Source organism: Nostoc sp. (assembly GCF_035638895.1).
GTDB lineage: Bacteria > Cyanobacteriota > Cyanobacteriia > Cyanobacteriales > Nostocaceae > Nostoc.
In genome coordinates, this window is record NZ_DASQZC010000310.1 from 1 (window position 1) to 18,908 (window position 18,908).

Consider the following 18,908-nt stretch of genomic DNA (forward strand, 5'->3'; position numbering starts at 1 on the left):
GTCCAAAGTCAAGCGATCGCCCAATCATTCACCCCGTAGGAGTAAAAGATGATTCTTAATTGTGCCACTTGCCCATTTTTTCAGCAATCGGTCAACATCCAAAAAATTGGATTCTGTCAGCGCCATGAGGAGGTAGTTAGAAGCTGCGCGAGCTTGTGTAAGAGTGCCCAAGTTGCCAAAGGATAAATACTAACTGGAGGGCCACATCAAAGCAAGCGCTCGCGCTTGTGTTGGCAGCGTCGAGATGCCGAATTAAGAAGCGAAGCGACACCCCATCACCGCGATGGGGTTTTATAAAAGCGTGGGTGTAACATAACAGCGATTTTATTCCTGGTAAGTACCTTGCCAGGACGCGTTCAAACTTTCTGGCAAACATACCTTAGACTCAGAGTCCAAATGATTACCGAATAAATTTTGAATTTCAGCTATTAGCTCTTGCCATTTTTTGAGAAAGATATAAAATGAATTGATATAGCTATTAATAAACAAAATTCAATATGCCAACTCCGAAAGGAGGGAGCCACTCAGGTGATACCTAGTGGCTTTTTTATTTAATGCCTAGTGAACATAAAAAGCTTTTAGGCATTTGATGACAACGGCTATTGAATATGTTTGTTAATCAAAGGTAAAAAATTATGTCAAGAGAACTGAAAAATGATTCTAGTTAATCTAAAAATCAAAAATTATTCCACTTTTTTTGTAATGACGAATAGTTCAATCAGCACCCTAATTGTTATCTCATCAATAAGGAACCATCCATGAACAAGAGAACTAAAATCCAGAATAAGTCTAGAAAAGAGCATCAGAAAAAGCCCATTTGTAAGGGCATAAAATCAACTCGCGGTCAACCAGAACATTATTCAGAAATCAAAAAATGTGTGTCTATTGGTATCACCCCAACTGCTTTAGCTGGATTAGATGAGCTAAGTCAACAACTGGCTATTTCTCGCAGTGAGATGATTGAGCGTATTGGGCGCGGGTTAATCAAATTAGTAGATGATGCTACCCCTAGCTAATATATAAAACCTAATTTGTCTCTCAACTCGAAAAACCTGTTATTTTTCCCCGATGTTAATTCATCAATAAACCAATTACCACCCATGCTCAGGATTTATTTAAGACCAGTTATTTATTTACTTTGAGCTATTTATTTATTAACGTTTATTGATAAAAAACTACTCATTATCTTTCTGTACCAATATTTTCAGGTCTTATTGAAAATTTGGCACTTCATCAAAAGGATTTGCGATAAATCCGTAGTCTGACCATTAATTGTTAATAAATCTGACTCAATTGATTTTTTTCTCTAAGACCTAATCTATCTCATCTTAAGTCTTCTATAAGACTTCATCAACAATTTGAGTTTGACAAACCTATTCGGAGTTTTTTATTATGAGCAACAATCCTCAAAATTTGTGGGAAGTTTATCAACTTTATTGCATTTCTTTAACCACTATTTATTCCTCTCAACAATTGCAGAGGATTCTCAATGAGATTAATTCGGCTATCTTCAGATTTTTGTTAACTGAATTCGGTTTTCAACGCCAGCATCCCCATAAGAAGATGACTCTGGCAGAAACGGCGGCGGCTAAAGCTCATCTGCAATCATTACCTACAAGTTTATTACCTCAGGTAAGACCCGCAATTCAGAGAGCCTTTGACAAATTGGAGGTGTCTGGGGCTAGTCGTAATACTTATGGTGCCAGAATTAATCAGTTGGTGACTTGGGCTGAACTTGAAAGTTGGTGGCCGGGTAATCTGCGGCGGACAGAAAAGTTTCGCTCTCAGTGTTGTCCACCCAAGGTGAATTTGTATGGGGATATGTCCAATACGCCTTTAATGCCGGGTAAGGGTAAATCACTGCCTTATCGCCTGCAACCACAAGAAACTCCACCCCAATTGCAGGCCGAATTGAATGAATTTTATCAATTTATGACGGTTGCTAATTGGCAGGGACGAGTGATTGAAGGGGTGAAAGAATCAACGGCTCAAGGACACTCAAAGAATATCGAGCTGTTTCTGGGTTGGTTTTCCAAATACCGCTCTCACTATGCTCTTATGGAGAAGAATGAACTGTCGCTGTCATTAATTTTTCCTTTGGTGACAGAACAAGAGCTAGAACAGTTGACTCCCAAACAGCAGCAAAAGCTGTGGAAGACTCACAAGGCTTACTTAGAAGCGTGGATTTGCGATTATTTCAATTTCTTACAGTCTGTGATGCATTCCACGAGTCCGAGAACTCGTCATCTCAAGCTGTTATCAATTCTGATTCTCGGTAAGTTCTTGTACCGTGATTGGGTGGAAGATAAGTCAGATTACGGCAATATTCCCTTATTTAAGCTGGTGAACAATCTTTTAAAACGGGAAGTCGATGCGATGCAGGAATGGTCGCGCAATCGCTATTATGTTGCTGACCAGTCGCTCAAATGGCCTGATGTGCCAGAGGGGAAATCTGCACTCTCTGTGGTGCAGTCAACTGTAGTTGAGCCGTTGCGATTGTACTGCCGACCTCGCAACAATCGGGGCAATTTTCGTTCGCCACAGCAGATAGCTATTAGTCATCAGGAGTTTTTAGCTTGGGTTGATTTGGGGTTAAGTCCGGCTCGTCGCCAACAAGAGGCGAGGAATTTGAAGGTGGCACTGTGTTGTCCGGTGACGCGACCGGCTGATGTGCCGGCTAATGGTTTGTATCATCCTTTGCCTCCCAATGCTGTGCGGGATAAACGTGCTGATAGCACGCTGGAGGATAACTATATCTACAAAACTTATACTTATGAGGGTAAGTACTACCAGGATGGGGTGTGGGTCAAGGATATCCAAGATTATAAGACTCGCAAGTTTCATGGTCACAAGTCATTCCAAATTCCCAATCACCAGTTTGGGGATGGTAGTTGTGTTTATGAGTATATTGAACGCTATCTCTATGGTTGGTGGCTGCCTGGTAATTATAAAAATTCCCAAACTTATAGTTGGTGGGATGAAGGGTTACAAGGAGTCCGGGGACGTTGGGTGACGGCGGGGCGAGCTGAGTTTACGCCGCTAGATACTTGTTGTCTGCTCCCAAATTCTAAGTCGCAGATGTGGTCTTGGGGATATTTCTTTATTGTGCCTGATGTGGGCAAATGTTATACGGATAGCACGTTTGCTAACTTTTTTGCCTATCAGGCACATACGCTGATTGGCAAGAGGATAACGCCGCATACGATGCGCTATATTTGGGCGACTTGGGGTTTCCAAGTGGGGCTGTCGGATGCACAATTACGGTCTTTGGCTGATGCTATGGGTTCTACGGTGGAGACGCTGCGTTCGATGTATGAACGCTGTACTCCGTCCGAGAAGCGGCGGTTAATTAAGGAGGCGATTGATGAGTTATTGTTTGCTGATGCTGGTAATGATGATGAGGTAGTGATGACGAATGTGGCTGATTTACAAGGGATTTTTCAGTCTATTCAGTGTTTGAGTGACCAGCAGCGTGCTGAGTTGATCAAAATGCTTAAGTCGTCATAGTCCTGACTTAGGCTGTAGCTCACCCGAAGCGGGCGCAAGTTAATAGACTTGTCTCAAGCATAAGAGAGCAAATTTCTACCTCTGCTCATTTCTCATTGCAGAGGTAGAAGCACGCTTAATTGCAGATTCAACGAAATTCTAACAACGTGAAATCAATCATCTTCGCCATCAATTCAACGTTTTAGCCCTAATGTGTACTACTGACTATATATGTGACGAATGGCGCTCATCAAGGCGATCGCAAAACATAGATTTTAATCAATGCCCATCAAGTAATAGTGATGAAATTAATGCGAGTTTTGGGGCGGTTTTAAGAAAATGTAGTAAGAAACGGAATTGATTGACTTGCCCAAAAGTTCTGTTTATAAGGGTTATAGAGGGGAGCGACCCCGAAACTTTCTTGCTATGTCGCAGCTATTTCAATAGAAAAGTATGAGTTAGTTTTGTCACATCCACATAAACATTGTTGACGTATAACGACCAAGATCAGCAGCGGAAGATTACCTTGACATCATCACTCTTTTGGAGACTCGCTTGCGCGAAAAATTATGGCTAATAAGCGGTAATTTTATCTGAAACGTCGAGCCTTTACCTTCATTGCTCATCACATGAATGTGACCGCCGTGAGCCTGGACAATTTGTTGAACAATCGCCAATCCCAACCCAAATCCGCCGCTTTCTCTTGCACGTTCTGTGTCAACCCGGTAGAAGCGATCAAAAATGTAAGGTAAATCTGCCTCTGGAATTCCAATTCCAGTATCGATGACCTGAATTACTGCCCGATCTGGGTGAGGTTCTAAGCGTAACCAGATAGTTCCACCAGACAGGGTGTAATTGCAGGCGTTGTTGAGCAAGTTTTCAACAGCTTGCCGTAGCAAATCGGGGTCAGCCCACAACTTAATAGGTTGTTCTGGTAAATGGCTGATCAACTTGATCGACGCTTTTGCAGCAACAGTAGTATAGTAAACGGCTAAATCCTCCAGCAAGTTATTAAGATTTACTTTTTTGAGAGATTCCGGAGTTAATTGTCCTTGATGGCGAGCTAACAGCAGTAGGTTATTGACCAAGGTACTCATCGACTTCGTGCTATCAATAATGTTCTCTAATGTGGGATGAAGTTGAGGACGGTCTGTTGCCATTAGTAGGCCGACTTGGGCATTGGTCAAAATCGCAGAAAGGGGCGATCGCAATTCATGAGAAGCATCTGATGTAAAGCGTTGCAGCTGGTTATAGGCTGACTGAACGGGCTGCATAGCTATGCCACCAAGCACCCAACCTGTAAGTCCAATAAACCCCAGCGCTACAGGCACAGCTAGGGTCAACATTAACTGAAATTCTCTGAGATCGTTTTGAGCCTCTGTCAGCGGAATGGCAACTTGAAGATAGCCGATGACCGAATTTCCTCCTTGAACAGGTAACGTGACTTGACGAAGCCAAAGCGCCTCACCTGTTAATTGGTCAACAGATTTAATCGTGAGAAACCCAGATGCTGTTTTTAATTGTTCTGGAGGTGGAGTACCAAAAAAACGCTTGAGTTTGCCATTCTGCTCATACCAGCGAACATAGACCAGTTCAATATCAGCGGGGTGAGAACCACTACCCAATAGCGGTATATTGCTCAAATCGACTTGTTTTTGTCCTTGATACAGCCGATACTGCGAACTGGCTGCCATTAGCTCTGCTCTTTTATAAAGCTGTTGATCTGATGCTTTGAGCTTATCTTTTACTTCAAGATTATAAATGACTCCAGCAAAGAGAACGAGAATGCACCCCATTGAAAGGGTAAACCAACGAGCTAAGTTACGACGACTGCGGTTAAACACAAATAGAAGAAGAATTCAGAATTTAGAAGTCAGAATTCAAGATGTAATTAAATCGGGGTAGCATTCCACTTGATTGTAGACTCTCAAATTAATAAATCTCAAGATGGTTCTGGAGGGTTGAGGCGATAGCCCATGCCGTAGACGGTTTCAATCCAATCTCCTGCTGCTAATGTTTGCAAACGTTGGCGAAGTTTACGAACTAGAACGGTGATTGCATTGCTTTCTGGCTCACTACCCCACTCCCATACGGCTTGCTCAATTTGGTTACGAGTCAGGACTTGCTTAGGATGACGCATGAAGTACTCTAGCAACTGAAATTCTTGGCTGGAAAGGGAGACAATCGCCCCTTGTCGCTCCAAAATTAGTGTATCGAGATGAAGTTGCAGGTCTGCCAAGCAGAGGGTGTCTCCTTGCCAGAGGGGCGATCGCCTCCTCAAAGCTCGCACCCGTGCCATGAACTCTACGATATCAATCGGTTTGACGAGGTAATCATCTGCTCCTGCATCTAATCCTATGACTTTATCGGGTGTGGTATCTTTTGCCGTGATCATTAATACGGGAGCTGTTTTTCCTGCCGCCCGATACTGTTGACACAAACTCACTCCACTAATCCGAGGTAACATCCAATCCAAAATTAGCAGGTCATATTCTTTTTCAGTCAAAAGCCATTGAGCGGTTTCACCATCCTTGACACCATCAACGTTGTGTCCAGCCTGTGAAAGAACCATTTGTAGCGGCATTAATTGCTTTGGATCATCCTCTACCAGTAAGATTTTCATCACCTTTGTGGGCTTGGGCTTATTTAGAATAATGCATTGAGGCAATTTCAACGTCTTTCATCAGTCAGAATGAATGTGTGATTAAGTATAACTTGGCAAAATCACAGGCAGGTGTAGTGTGTGGCATATTAGCAAACGTTGGCTGCAAGGGCTGGGATTAGAATTTTGGTTGCCTCTACCACTAGTAGCGATTGTATTTTGGTTTGGCTGTAGTTTTCTAGCTGCTGGGCAGTTAAGTCAATCCTACTCTACAGAGAAAAAACTTCAGTCAGATACTCAACTAGAAGCACGGCTATCAGTTAATGTGTTGCTGATTAACGCTACTGTTAACCGAACTCAGAAAATTACTCAGGTAGAAGTCGAAACAGCAGACCCCATCTTGAAGCGACTGGAATTAGAACTTCCAACAATAGAATTCAGCCAGATAGAAGTGACAATTGCCCAAGAACTAGGGCTACCTCGTGAGGATGTTAGGAAGTTAGTGCGCTATGAGATTATGAATTGACATTGACAAATGTGTTCTGCCTTTGTTTTCAATGTTTGGTTCATGGCTTCAAACCCCTGGCGAACACCAATATTTAATCGACGAGCCAGCAGAGGCACTAGTAAGCCGTGGAAAGATTCTTGCTGAATGAAGCGAACGCGATCGCTTGCTAACGGCTCAATGATAAAGCTGTGTTCGCCTATCAATAGTCCTGGTATCAAAAAATGCCCTGACCAGCACAATTTGCGATTGGGTTCTACGGTAATCACAGTAGGTCGAAAGGTCATAATATCTGTACCCGGAGGCTGAAAGTGAACGGTTAGCTGTGCCCCTTCGTTCAGCGAGCCACTAATTTGACGAATAAACAAATTCCAACGTGGAAAACTGGCAAAATCAGTGAGTAGGTTCCAGACCTGCTCGTCGGATGCCTGAATTTCGATTTCAGTGTAAATTTTCATGAGTGTGATTTAATAGGAAAACCACAATTAAAACGGCTATTCCTGCTAACAAAAACCCGATGTATTGTCGTCATGTTCACTCAGCACAGTCCATGTGAGGGAACTACTGACCTTGAACAATCAGAACTGAACATGGAGCGTGATGAACAACGTGATTGCTCACACTTCCCGCTAAAAGTTCGGCAAATCCTTTAAGTCTTCTACGACCAAGCACAATCAAATCTGCTCCCCAAGTCCTGGCTAAATCACAGATATTAGTCCCCGGATCTCCTGTTTGATAACTGAATTCTGCGATAATACCTTGTTTTTTCGCTTTTTGATAGTAAGCCTGGAGTAAACTCTGTGCCTGTTGTGTTTCTATTTCAAGCTTTATTAAATTCACAGTGACCTGGCTAGAAGATGCTAACTCAATGCTGTGACCAATCATCAACTGAGCAGCGTCTGTTTGGGCTAACTCCAGTGCTTTTGCAAACACTGTTGTAGTAGCAGGTGAATCATCAACCGCGACTAAAATTTTCTGAAAGCTCATATGCAGTTCCAATCATCAATGACTTCATTCACAGGTGTTGTCTTTTAGCTTGAGAGACAAATGTGATTCAAAAGTGAATGTGAGTAGGATAAACGATTTATTCACTTTTCGTTCACATTCATCAGCAATCCTGGAAAAGAACCATATAAACGAAACTAACTCAACTGAGGTTTAAAACGAATACCCGACCTAATATGCTTCATGCTCACACTAGAAAACTATAGTTTTTTGCGATTTGGAGATTAATAAAGCTTCGTTTTAAACTTACTGATTTTTATAGGAGAGTTGTTATGAATTTCAATCCAGTCAAAAATGCAATGGGCATCATTTCTACCCGTCAAACTGCAACACAGGTACTTGATGAACTCAGAGCGATTAACTTTCCGATGCAGAAAATTTCTGTGTTTACTTTAGACTCTGAACACGAAAAGTTGCATAAGGATGCTAATGCGAATAAACATACCATGACTCCAATTGAAGGTGCCAAAGCAGGTGCAATTACAGGAGGAACAGCCGGGGGATTCCTGGCACTCACAGCCGGATTTGGCGTATTAGTTATTCCCGGTTTTGGGCCAGCGTTAGCGGTTGAATCTGTGGTGGGTACGCTGCTGGCGGGTGGGGCAAGTGCGATGTTTGGCGGTGTTTATGGTGCTTTTCAAGGTTGGTTTACTCCCCAAAGGCAAGCTAGACTCTGTGAGCCAACTACTCAAGAAGAATTTTTGGTGACGGTAGAGGGAACAGTAGATGAAATCCATCAGGCAGAATCGATTCTGCGTTACTGGGGTGTGCGAGAGTGGCATATTTATGAATCTAGCAAAAGATTCTCGTAATAACACCAATTTGAAAAAACAAAGGTACAGATTCAAACAGAGAAATCCATATTAAATCTGATGAGTCCTAATTACAAATTAGTTTAACGTTCTTTCAATTTGGAGACACAGATGACAGCAGATATGATCGCTACAAATACTTTTCCTGAGACAACAAAAGATTTACTCAACTATGAATGGCATACTCTGGCTGAACAAGAGGTTGTGCAAACGTTAGGCAGCCATTCCCAAGCAGGCTTGAGTCATGAAGAAGCCACCACTCGGCATCAACAAATGGGTGCAAATCAACTAACTAGTAAAGGTGGAAAAAGTCCTTTGCTAAAATTTTTAGAGCAATTTAATCAACCACTACTATATATATTGCTGACGGCGGGAGTAGTGACGCTGCTGCTGCAAGATTGGATAGATGCGGGGGTAATTTTTGCTGTCACCTTGATTAATGTCATCATTGGCTACATTCAAGAATCGAAAGCAGAAGGTGCGATCGCTGCTCTATCCAAAGCTGTCACTACTGAAGCAACTGTAATTCGCAATGGTCAAAAAACTCGTCTGGCTTCGACTGAACTTGTTGTGGGTGATTTGGTACTGCTAGCATCTGGGGATAAAGTACCTGCGGATCTGCGGCTATTAAGTGTGCGTGGATTACAAGTTGACGAGTCTGCTTTAACAGGGGAATCCGTTCCGGTGGAGAAAGCAACGGCATCGCTAGCTGTCGAAACACCATTAGCCGAACGCAGCAATATGGCTTATGCAGGAAGTTTCGTCACTTTTGGACAGGGAGAAGGGATTGTAGTCGCGATCGCAGATGCCACTGAAACTGGTCGCATCTCGCAGTTAATTGAAAGCAGCACAAATCTCAAAACACCGCTAACGCGGAATATCGATAAGTTTAGCAAAACCTTGTTGTATGTCATTTTAGGTTTGGCTGCCCTGACATTTGCAGTCGGATTAGGACAGGGCGAATCTTGGATTGATGTTTTTAAAGCAACTGTGGCTCTTGTAGTCAGCGCAATTCCGGAAGGATTACCTGCAATTGTCACAGTTACGTTGGCGATCGGGGTTTCGCGGATGGCACGACGTAACGCGATTATTCGCAAGTTACCCGCAGTGGAAACATTGGGAAGTACCACCGTTATCTGCTCTGACAAAACTGGCACGTTAACCGAAAATCAGATGACAGTTCAGAAGATTTATGCGGGTGGACAACACTACACCGCCAGCGGTATCGGTTATGCCCCAGACGGCGAAATCCTAATGAATCAGCAGCCCGTTGATTTTAATGCAGATGGACAGGTTGCTGTTTGGGAATCTCTAGAAGCAGGATTGCTTTGCAATGATTCTCACATCGAATGGCAAGACAGACGGTGGAACTTAGTAGGAACCCCAACCGAGGGAGCATTAATTACGGCTGCTAATAAAGCGGGATTGACACAAGAGAATCTAGAGCAAGAATTACCCAGAATAGATACCATTCCGTTTGAGTCTCAATTCCAGTACATGGCGACTTTGCATGAATTAGATGCAAAGCGAGGGCTGAATGTGATTTATCTCAAAGGTTCTGTAGAGACAATTCTCCAACGATGCGATTACATGCTTGACGCTCAAGGACAACAGGCTGCGCTCAATCCTGCCACAGTAGAACAGGAAGTTGCTCGTATGGCAAAGCAAGGTTTACGAGTGCTAGCTTTTGCTAGAAAAGAAGTTACCTCTAACAAGCGTTCCTTGGAGCGTCATGATATTGATCGCGGACTGGTGTTTTTAGGACTTCAAGGCATAATCGATCCGCCCCGCTCTGAAGCGATCGCCGCAGTAAATGCCTGTCAATCTGCTGGGATTAAAGTCAAGATGATCACTGGGGATCATGCGCTAACGGCAGCTGCGATCGCCCGCCAAATGGGAATTTGCTCGGCTGAAGAACAGGTCTTTACCGGGCAGCAATTAACTCGGATGGATGAAAAAGAATTCGCCCAAGCGGCCGAGCAAGGCATGGTATTTGCGCGAGTTGCTCCAGAACAAAAGTTGCGTTTGGTGAAAGCGTTGCAACTGAGGGGCGAAATTGTTGCCATGACAGGAGATGGTGTCAACGATGCTCCCGCTCTCAAGCAAGCAGACATTGGTGTAGCGATGGGTATAGCAGGGGCAGAGGTTGCCAAAGAATCTGCGGATATGCTTCTAACTGACGATAACTTCGCCTCAATTGAAGCTGCTGTGGAGGAAGGGCGCGGAGTTTACGGCAACTTGCGAAAAGCGATCGCCTTCTTGCTGCCGATCAACGTTGGAGAATCGATGACGATTTTAATTGCTATTCTCCTAGCAACCGTGCTTCCTATCTTACCAATCCAAATTCTCTGGCTGAACATGGTCAGCTCAGTCGGGTTGATTGCTCCTTTAGCCTTTGAGCCAAAATCTGGACAACTGATGCAGCAACCACCACGCAACCCTAGAGAAAAGCTTTTATCAGGTAGTTTACTCCAGCGCATCTTAGCTATTTCTGTCTTCAATTGGGTGGTAATTTTTGGAGTGTTTCAATGGATATTTCAAACTACAGACAATGAAGCCTTAGCTCGCACGATGGCGATTAATGGGTTGGTGGCAGCAGAAGTCTTTTACCTGTTAAGCATTACCCAGTTTTTACCATCTCTAGTTGCCAGAATCCAGGGTAAACGCACACGCGTAGCCTATGCACCGGCAATCGGAATTGTGGTTGTAGTGTTTTTACAATGTCTGTTCAGTCAGTGGAGCATCATGAATCAGTTTTTTGACACCACACCTTTGACATTTACCCAAGCTCTCATTTGTATAGCTGTAGGTTTGCCAATGGTACTTATAGCTCTGATCTTGCAGCGTTTCGATCCGCTCAACTAGGGATAGTGCTAGAGAAGCTACTATAACGGTTTGGGTAAACTCAGGAGCATTATTATTCAGTAGTGAAATTGTCAATCAAGGGGCAACTCTTCATTTCAAATGCGAAGATGGAACTTATAGCCTAAAAAATACGCCAGTTCGGAATGAACTGGAACTTATGACTGCTCTGGCAAGATATCTGCCAGAGCAATCACAATAGTTGCGAGAGCTATCATAACGACTAAAGAAGGAAGCGCGACAGCAGTGGGAGAAATTATAAAGGCTGCGGAAAATATGAGAGGAAGCCATTACCGCGCAAGAAAGATGCGAAGTATTGGCTACTGAAATCCTTACTAATCATGCGTTTTAGCTCGCTAATCAAACTTTTTCTTACTTTTATCAGTATCATCAATAAAAATAGAGCCAATTAAATAAATCCATAGATTTTAATCTATGCTTTAGTTCTCTCTTCAAATCACAAGCAACCCTAGATAATATTGTAATTAATTTAACCTTTAATTACTGAGATACTATGACTATGTAAAAATGGTCAATTTCTAGCTATAAATCTATCTTTGTAATTAATTACATTTGTAAAAATGCTACTTTGTGTATTTGTAAATTTGTAATTGAGGGATTAAGCTTGGTATTGCAACCTTCTGAAATTTGTCATAACGTAATGAATTACATTTTTACAAAAACACATTTATGAAAATTGCAGTTTTGAACCAGAAGGGGGGCAGTGGCAAGACCACAGTATCTATCCATTTGGCTCATGCTTTTTCGATGATAGGGTATCGAGTATTACTTGTTGATACTGACCCTCAAGGCTCAACCCGTGACTGGGCAGCAGCACGTAATGGTGAAGCTCCATTTAGCGTTATTGGTTTGGATCGTCCTATCTTGCACAAAGAATTGCCCAAACTAGCGCAGGGGTATGATTTTGTTTTCATTGATGGTGCGCCAAGAGTTTCTGACTTAACCAGATCAGCAATCATGGCAGTGGATTTTGTGCTGGTTCCTGTACAACCATCTCCCCTAGATGTGTGGGCGGTGCATGAGGTAGTAGAACTGGTACAAGAGGCCACTATATATAAACCAGACTTAACAGCAGCATTTCTAATCAACAGAAAGATAGTGAACACTGCTCTTGGGCGAGAAGTAACTGAAGTTTTAGGAGAATACCCCTTAAGAGTGTTAAAAGCACAGATAAGTCAAAGGGTAGCATTTGCTGAGTGTTTGAATATTGGGAGTACTGTTTTGGAAGCTGCCCCGAAAAGTGCTGCAAGTGATGAAGTCCGAGCAGTTGTTGAGGAAATATTAGAAGCAGCAGAGGAAACAAATTATGGCAGAAGTTAAAAAATCACAAAAACTAAGCTTGAGGCCAGGTGTTCAGAAAACGCCTGTAAAAGATGAAGCAGCAGCGTGGGTGGAAAGTCGTAATGGTGCTGAAACACCTAGTACTACAGGGACAGAAGAAGTTAACAACGGCAAAAGCAAGCGAGTTACTTTTGAAGTTACCCTAGCACAGCACCAGGAGATTAAAATTCGTGCTACCAAAAAAGGTATGACCATTAAGGAATATATGATTGCTCTAGTTGAGTCAGAGCTAAAAAGCTAATGTAATAAATTACTTTATTACATTTGTATTTAATTACATTATTACAACTGTTTGGAGATTTCAGATGCAGTTGGCTCTCGTTGGGGTTTGAGTTAGGGGACAAGACATGGACAAATCTCCGGTAAGCTTGCATCTAGAAAAAGTAACAGAAGATCACGCTCAGATGCTGTACTCGCATCTGAGCAACCCGATTTTATACGAATACCTAGAAGATGAAATCCCAACTCTTTTGGAACTTAAGCAAAAGTTCAAATTCGCTGCACTGGAAAAATCGCCAGATAACGACACTATGACTTGGCTCAAGTGGGTTGCGATACTCCCACAACACCAGTTTGTTGGAGTTGTCGAGATAGGTATTTTCGATGACGCATACGCAGAAATCGGCTTCATGACTTTCGCAGACTTCCAGAATCGGGGGTACGCGTCTACTTACTGCTCAAGAGCGATCGCCTTTGCCTTTATGCGCTTCAACTTGACCGCACTGCACGCTTCAGTAAACGAGCAGAACTATGCCTCCCGTAAGGTGGTTGAGAACCTTGGATTTGAACTGTACAACGTTAATAAAAACGCGGAGTTCGTCAAAGGAAAACTTTCTGATGAACTCATCTACCGTCTGACTTTTTCTAACCCCAACTAAGCAATCGTCTTACGGAGTATTAGCTTAAAGAGATTCTTTTGCGTACAAAAATTGACTTGCACAGTAATTCCTTAGCTGTTTCACGGTCGCCATCTGTAACGCGGAACCCAATGGAGGACTTGTTTAGCGAATTGGGTGTTTATAAGACCTTTGTAAGGTTCACGTTCATATTCGTGACCACCGCGCCAATCCACGTCAGGAAGTAAGGATTGAGCCATTTCTTTACTAGTTTTATGCGCCGAAGAAATGTCATCCGCACACAGTAGCAAGGTCACATGGCCGGGATTATGACAGTATAAAGCGCACCGTGCAGCTTCGGCTGCGTCTTGAACATCAAGAAAAGCACCGTATTCCCAAAATGGATTCCATTCAAAATCGGGCTTGGCTTGCCGATTGGAAATAATAAAATCGTAAGTTTCTTGATCAAATACACCCGGTGGTCGTAGACAAATGGTTGAGATACCTGTGCTATCGGTAAAATATCGGCACATTTCTTCACCCAGCCGCTTGGAAATAGCGTAAGGAGTAACTGGATAACAAGGATGATTGTCGTCTAACGGAAGATAATCCGGTTTTCTCTCACCTTTGAAGATTCCCAAGGCATCAACACTACTGAAGAAAACGATACGTTTGAGTTGTGCCTCTGCTGCCGCACTTAGAATGTGCCAAGTGCCTTGAAGATTGACTGCCATGATTTCATCCGGCGTTTCTTCTGGGCTTCCAAGGAGGGCCGCCAGATGAACTACTGCATCGCAACCAACAAGTGCAGAACGCACTTGGTTGGGATTAAGAATATTATGACCACTTGCAATGTCAAAGCCAATCACTTCACATCCGTCGGCACGCAAAACTTTTTCTACAACCGAACCAATCATTCCTTCATTGCCCGTAACTAATACCTTCATAACGGTGGTGATTTTTACTATTAACTGAATGTCTCATTTATCATTACTTTTTGGTCGAGTAGCGATAAATCCCCCCAGTCAAAATGTTACAAATCACCCCAATCAAAATTTAGGAAACGTCGAGCATTCAGCTTGGTATATTTTTCAGTGTGTTTGATATCCCGGTGTCCGAGGAAGTCTTGAATTTCTCTAGTGTTATAACCCTGATTCACCAGATAATACCCGCAGGCATGGCGCATCATGTGACAGTGAACTTTGATATCAAGCCCCGCCTGCACCGCCAGCCGCCCAATCAGCTTTCGCACCGCATCAGTGGACATCACCTCACCACGCTCGGAAACAAATATATATTTGCTATCAGGCAGCATCTCTCTGAGTTCTTTGAGCAAAGTTATTTCATCATCCCTCAAGGGATGCACCCCAGAATCACTGCCCTTTTCTCTGGTGATGAAAATCTGACGTTCGGCCCACATCAGTGCATCCCATCTTAAACCGCACTTAGCCCCTACAGCTTCCCCCACCCTTAGACCGTGGCGAAACATCATCAACATCAGTGTATAATCACGGTGAGAATAACGAGCTTTACGATCGAGCGCAGCATTCAGCAGAGATCGTACCTCACTTGGTGTAAGGTATTCTCTAGACCTATAATGCTTGTTGGGTAGACGAGTTGGGGGTGGCAGCCTCATTTATTTGTAAGGGTAGTGTCCGGTTTACGCGGGGTATTATGGACAGTCTACTACGCCACGATCCCTATTATTTCGTCAAAAGACAAGCCACTCAAGAGTTATTGCGAATAACTATCAATTAAGAAATACGTCAATCTTGGCCAATGTCTGATTTGGGGTAATGGCTAATTAAAACTTTGATTAATAGGGTTTTCAGGAATAACGAAAATTTTGCAGGCTTAATTATTTCTTACTTCTTACAAGCAGCGCCTGTGTAGCTGCTTGTAAGAAGCGTGTCATATAGGCTGACACCTTGGCGTAAAATAGTAGACTGACTTGACAACCGATGTTTTGGAGCGTGAGCGTCAATCCAATCGCATTGTCTAAAAGCTGCTTCTGACACAGCTTTTAGACAATGCTCGTCGCCAATATGGGGTTCAGCCGGGATACCTGTAAATTGGGACACGTTGTAAACAAATATTACGCAACGTAGTCTAGTAATTTACTAACTTGCCCAAAAATGGTAAAGAAATATTCAAATTTTTGTCCGTTAAAATCAATTCTTCACGCTATTCAGTCCCTTAAACTTGCCCATAAATGACCTTTTTTGGTGATGTTTTCACAAGAAAGGACACGCTCAATCCGGTATCGAAACAACGTAAAATCAAGGGTTTTCAAACACTTGCGTAACATAACTTTACAACGTGTCCCAATTTGCGCGTATCCCGGCTGAACCCCGGTAATGTTTTCAGCCCTTGCATCGCGGCTTATAGCAGCTTCGCTACTTTCTCCCCATTATGGGAAAAGTCTATCTACCGCTTTAAATTCTTAAACCTCGTAAAATGTGGCTCAAACAGCAGCTTGATTGTGCCAGTGGCCCCTTGCCTATTTTTCAAAATACTTACTTCTGCAATACCTCGATCTAGGCTATCGGGAGAGTAATATTCATCGCGGTAAAGTCCCAAAACTATGTCAGCGTCTTCTTCAATCCTGCCCGAATCCCGCAAATCAGAGAGCATTGGTCGTTTGTTAGTCCTATCTTCCACACCACGGTTTAGTTGGGAAAGCAACATAATTGGGACATTACACTCTCGCGCTAGCAGCTTAAGCTCTCTTGTAACTTGTCCTATCATTTGGGTTAATCTGTTGCTGCTGCTATCAACCATCAGCTGCAAGTAATCAATAACAACCAACTTTACCTGCCCATGTTGTGCTATTGTTTTGCGAAGTTTACTGCGGATTTGAAGTGGAGTTGAGCTAGTTGAATCATCAATTATCAGTGGTACTTCATGAATATCCGCAACTGCTTGTCCTAATGCTTCCCATTGAGAATCTAAAAGTTTCCCAGATTTCAAATAGATCATTTCAATCCCTGATTCCGATGATAAAAACCTTTTATTTATTTCTTCGCCCGACATTTCCAAACTAAAAATCATAGTTGGAGCGTTGTATTCCCTAGCAATACTAAATGCTAGTTGATGCGCCAGAGAACTCTTGCCCATACCTGGACGACCGCCACCAATAATCAGTTCGCCTGGGTGGAATCCACCGCCAGTAAGTGCATCCAAATCATAAAATCCAGTAGCGATACCAGGCTCTTGCTCTCCTTGAGATATACGCTCTATCTCGGCAAAATTTATAACGCTAATATCCCTATTCATCCGCACTGATTTGTCGGTTTGGGTTTCATGGCGAATAGAAAATATTTTCTCTTCGGCTGCATCTAAACGTTCCGCTAAAGGCACTGATTCGTCATAGGCTAGTTTCAGGATTTGATTGGCAGCAGATATTAACTTCCTGGTGAGGTATTTCTCCATGACGATTTGAGCCAAACCATCAATATTGACTGCCGATACAGTGCGGTCAACGAGGCTTGCTAATTTGTTTCTGCCACCAACCCTTGTTAGTAAATCATTGTCAGAAAGCCAACTTGTAACAGTGAGCAAATCTATATGCTTATGCTTTCTTGCAAGTTGCAAGGCAGCGTGGTAAATATCCTTGTGAGCTTGAATATAAAACGCTTCTGCAACCAAAGTATCTGCTAGCATTTGTGTCGCTTCAGGGTCTAAGAGGATGCCACCCAAGATTGCTTCTTCTGCCTCAATATTTTGGGGTGGCAGTTGGTCATTAATACCCGCGAAATCTAAAGTCTGTGTCATCTGAGTGCCTGTTTAATTTGTTTGATTATTTCGGGTGTTAATCCAGGAATGAGTTTTTGTCCCAATCGACGGGACGCGAATTCCAGCCAATACTCGTGCCACCAGCAAAGTTTCAAAAATTCCTGCTTGGTATGATTGATAAATTTGTCAAGGACTGCGACGTGTTCCTGCTTATCCATCCGCCTAAATTCGGGGACAGTAGCGATCGCAGTATTCCGATTAACATCCTCTACTTTTTGCTTCTGCCAATCCTCCCACAGCAGATTCGCAGCCTCTGGATTGCGATTCGCCCAGCCCAACGCCGCGGTTCTGGACTCGACCGGCTCACATTTTTTGGAATTTACTAACAGTTGACCCTTATATTTCAAAAACTCGTTTTTATCCTCATCGGTGCCGAGGCAAGCCCATTCCTGTTTTTGTGAAGGTTTTTGTGAAGTTTTGCGAATCGGCACGGCGAAACCCTTACCCTCATAACTGGTTGTGTTGGCTACTTGCCCAATCTCCGTATCGTTTAACAAGGTAGTGCAAGATCCAGGAATGGCCTCAAGACTGGGTTCACCAAAATTATTTTGCTGGCCACACTCCAGTTCTTGATCCAAAAATTCTTCAGAAAACACACACACTTCCTCTTTAAAATCTGTGTTTATCTTTGGATCAATATGTAATGAATATGAGGGATTGCAGGATTGCTCCACAGTAAGGGTTTTAGCGTTTTGCTCTCTAACATCTTGGAGAGGTTCTCTAATATGTTGGAGAGGTTCTCTAACATCTTGGAGAGGCTCTCTAACATCTTGGAGAGGCATTACTGTGTCTGGGTTTGGGCGGTTGGCTGAATCGCTGGAATGAACATTGGCTATTTTGGTAACTTCCTTACCCCACTGCATGACCACAGTGTTGTCACCAGGTCGCCAGAAAATTAAATTCTTAACTCTCAGGTTTGACAAAGCGCGGTAGAAAGTACTTTCCGCTATTTCCCACTCAGCACAAAATTCCTTGACTTTGACGCGCCATTCCCACCCTGCTGCACGTTTCGCTTTGATCAGGTAGTAGAGGTAAGCTTCTGAGTTTAAGATTTTCGCCTTATAATCCTGCTTTAATTGCTCTGGAACAAGCTTGTAGAACTGCTGGTTTTTAGGCTCAGTTTGGTTTTGAAGTGCAACTGCTGCTACCATGCCGCACCCCCAAAAGCGATCGCTGAGGAGTTATGAAGGCTTGTATTGGCTGTATTAGCCCGTGAATAAGCTTGCTCGAATCTCTTGTAGCTCGACCAACAATCTATTACTATATAGTTATTAATAAAATGATTGTTCCTTTGGTCGTTATCGTGCGATCGCAATGTAAAGTTAGGGGTGTATACGCCCGTCTCATTGGCATACAATGAGAGGAGTACACCCGTATTGAGATTGATCATTAGACATCTCCTGTGGGGTGTTTCATTGCCAGTGGTTCAAGGTTTATCAGGCGCTGAACTCTGGTGGATGGGTTGTTTAAAACAATAAAACCAAATTTCCTTGGTAGTCTAGGCTACTGAGGAAATTTGGTTTTGAGCGATGAACGAGGGAAACTCGTCTTCGGATTGTGCTGCAAGAAAATCGAGAAGGCACTCTCTGATTAATGCGCTACGATTCATCCCTTTTTCTCTGGCTACAAATTCCAGCTTGGCA

General features: G+C 43.1%; 18 protein-coding genes. 8 read left to right on the forward strand and 10 right to left on the reverse strand.

Annotated elements, in window-relative coordinates:
• Nucleotides 1-758 precede the first annotated feature (758 nt).
• Nucleotides 759-1,016 (forward strand): hypothetical protein, encoded by a 258-nt coding sequence (locus VE944_RS15030; protein ID WP_324978308.1) that lies wholly within the window; start codon nucleotides 759-761, stop codon nucleotides 1,014-1,016.
• Nucleotides 1,017-1,392: 376 nt separating this feature from the next.
• Nucleotides 1,393-3,507, forward strand: a complete 2,115-nt coding sequence (locus VE944_RS15035; protein WP_324978310.1) for a hypothetical protein — start codon at nucleotides 1,393-1,395, stop codon at nucleotides 3,505-3,507.
• A 500-nt stretch (nucleotides 3,508-4,007) separates the two neighbouring features.
• Here the strand turns inward: VE944_RS15035 and VE944_RS15040 are convergent, their stop codons facing one another.
• Nucleotides 4,008-5,330: a sensor histidine kinase gene (locus tag VE944_RS15040; protein WP_324978311.1), complete on the reverse strand. Its 1,323-nt coding sequence runs from the start codon at nucleotides 5,328-5,330 to the stop codon at nucleotides 4,008-4,010.
• 98 nt (nucleotides 5,331-5,428) lie between these two features.
• Nucleotides 5,429-6,109: a two-component system response regulator RppA gene (gene rppA, locus VE944_RS15045; RefSeq protein WP_324978313.1), complete on the reverse strand. Its 681-nt coding sequence runs from the start codon at nucleotides 6,107-6,109 to the stop codon at nucleotides 5,429-5,431.
• 118 nt (nucleotides 6,110-6,227) lie between these two features.
• Here rppA and VE944_RS15050 point away from each other — a divergent pair, with 118 nt between their 5' ends.
• Nucleotides 6,228-6,614, forward strand: a complete 387-nt coding sequence (locus VE944_RS15050; RefSeq protein WP_324978315.1) for a hypothetical protein — start codon at nucleotides 6,228-6,230, stop codon at nucleotides 6,612-6,614.
• Here VE944_RS15050 and VE944_RS15055 read toward each other — a convergent pair.
• Nucleotides 6,596-7,051, reverse strand: coding sequence for an SRPBCC domain-containing protein (locus tag VE944_RS15055; protein WP_324978317.1), 456 nt, complete (start codon nucleotides 7,049-7,051; stop codon nucleotides 6,596-6,598). The genes VE944_RS15050 and VE944_RS15055 overlap by 19 nt on opposite strands.
• A 103-nt stretch (nucleotides 7,052-7,154) precedes the next feature.
• Nucleotides 7,155-7,580, reverse strand: a complete 426-nt coding sequence (locus VE944_RS15060) for a universal stress protein (protein WP_324978318.1) — start codon at nucleotides 7,578-7,580, stop codon at nucleotides 7,155-7,157.
• Between the two features lie 290 nt (nucleotides 7,581-7,870).
• Between VE944_RS15060 and VE944_RS15065 the strand changes: the two genes are divergently transcribed.
• The 5 genes from VE944_RS15065 (at nucleotide 7,871) to VE944_RS15085 (ending at nucleotide 13,512) form a co-directional block, all read left to right on the forward strand.
• Nucleotides 7,871-8,410 carry a hypothetical protein gene (locus tag VE944_RS15065; RefSeq protein ID WP_324978320.1) on the forward strand — a complete coding sequence of 180 codons (540 nt, stop codon included), beginning with the start codon at nucleotides 7,871-7,873 and terminating at the stop codon, nucleotides 8,408-8,410.
• Between the two features lie 111 nt (nucleotides 8,411-8,521).
• Entirely contained in the window at nucleotides 8,522-11,275 is a 2,754-nt protein-coding gene (locus tag VE944_RS15070; RefSeq protein WP_324978322.1) for a cation-transporting P-type ATPase, read from the forward strand.
• Nucleotides 11,276-11,962: 687 nt separating this feature from the next.
• On the forward strand, nucleotides 11,963-12,613 hold the full coding sequence (gene parA / locus VE944_RS15075; protein WP_324978324.1) for a ParA family partition ATPase: 651 nt from the start codon (nucleotides 11,963-11,965) through the stop codon (nucleotides 12,611-12,613).
• On the forward strand, nucleotides 12,600-12,875 hold the full coding sequence (locus tag VE944_RS15080; RefSeq protein WP_324978326.1) for a hypothetical protein: 276 nt from the start codon (nucleotides 12,600-12,602) through the stop codon (nucleotides 12,873-12,875). The genes parA and VE944_RS15080 overlap by 14 nt, the downstream gene beginning before the upstream one ends.
• Nucleotides 12,876-12,981: 106 nt before the next feature.
• The gene (locus tag VE944_RS15085) at nucleotides 12,982-13,512 is read left to right on the forward strand and encodes a GNAT family N-acetyltransferase (RefSeq protein WP_324978328.1); all 531 of its coding nucleotides are present in this window, start codon (nucleotides 12,982-12,984) and stop codon (nucleotides 13,510-13,512) included.
• An 80-nt stretch (nucleotides 13,513-13,592) separates the two neighbouring features.
• Here VE944_RS15085 and VE944_RS15090 read toward each other — a convergent pair whose 3' ends face one another.
• The 6 genes from VE944_RS15090 to VE944_RS15115 form a co-directional block, all read right to left on the reverse strand.
• Entirely contained in the window at nucleotides 13,593-14,417 is an 825-nt protein-coding gene (locus tag VE944_RS15090) for an NAD-dependent epimerase/dehydratase family protein (RefSeq protein ID WP_324978330.1), read from the reverse strand.
• Between the two features lie 86 nt (nucleotides 14,418-14,503).
• The gene (locus tag VE944_RS15095; RefSeq protein WP_324978332.1) at nucleotides 14,504-15,106 is read right to left on the reverse strand and encodes a tyrosine-type recombinase/integrase; all 603 of its coding nucleotides are present in this window, start codon (nucleotides 15,104-15,106) and stop codon (nucleotides 14,504-14,506) included.
• A 229-nt stretch (nucleotides 15,107-15,335) separates the two neighbouring features.
• Nucleotides 15,336-15,551 carry a hypothetical protein gene (locus VE944_RS15100; RefSeq protein WP_324978334.1) on the reverse strand — a complete coding sequence of 72 codons (216 nt, stop codon included), beginning with the start codon at nucleotides 15,549-15,551 and terminating at the stop codon, nucleotides 15,336-15,338.
• A gap of 346 nt (nucleotides 15,552-15,897) precedes the next feature.
• Complete coding sequence (dnaB, locus tag VE944_RS15105; protein ID WP_324978335.1) at nucleotides 15,898-17,244, reverse strand: replicative DNA helicase; 1,347 nt, start codon at nucleotides 17,242-17,244, stop codon at nucleotides 15,898-15,900.
• On the reverse strand, nucleotides 17,241-18,416 hold the full coding sequence (locus VE944_RS15110; RefSeq protein ID WP_324978337.1) for a hypothetical protein: 1,176 nt from the start codon (nucleotides 18,414-18,416) through the stop codon (nucleotides 17,241-17,243). The genes dnaB and VE944_RS15110 overlap by 4 nt, the downstream gene beginning before the upstream one ends.
• Nucleotides 18,410-18,655 carry a hypothetical protein gene (locus VE944_RS15115; protein ID WP_324978340.1) on the reverse strand — a complete coding sequence of 82 codons (246 nt, stop codon included), beginning with the start codon at nucleotides 18,653-18,655 and terminating at the stop codon, nucleotides 18,410-18,412. The genes VE944_RS15110 and VE944_RS15115 overlap by 7 nt, the downstream gene beginning before the upstream one ends.
• Between the last annotated feature and the right edge of the window lie 253 nt (nucleotides 18,656-18,908).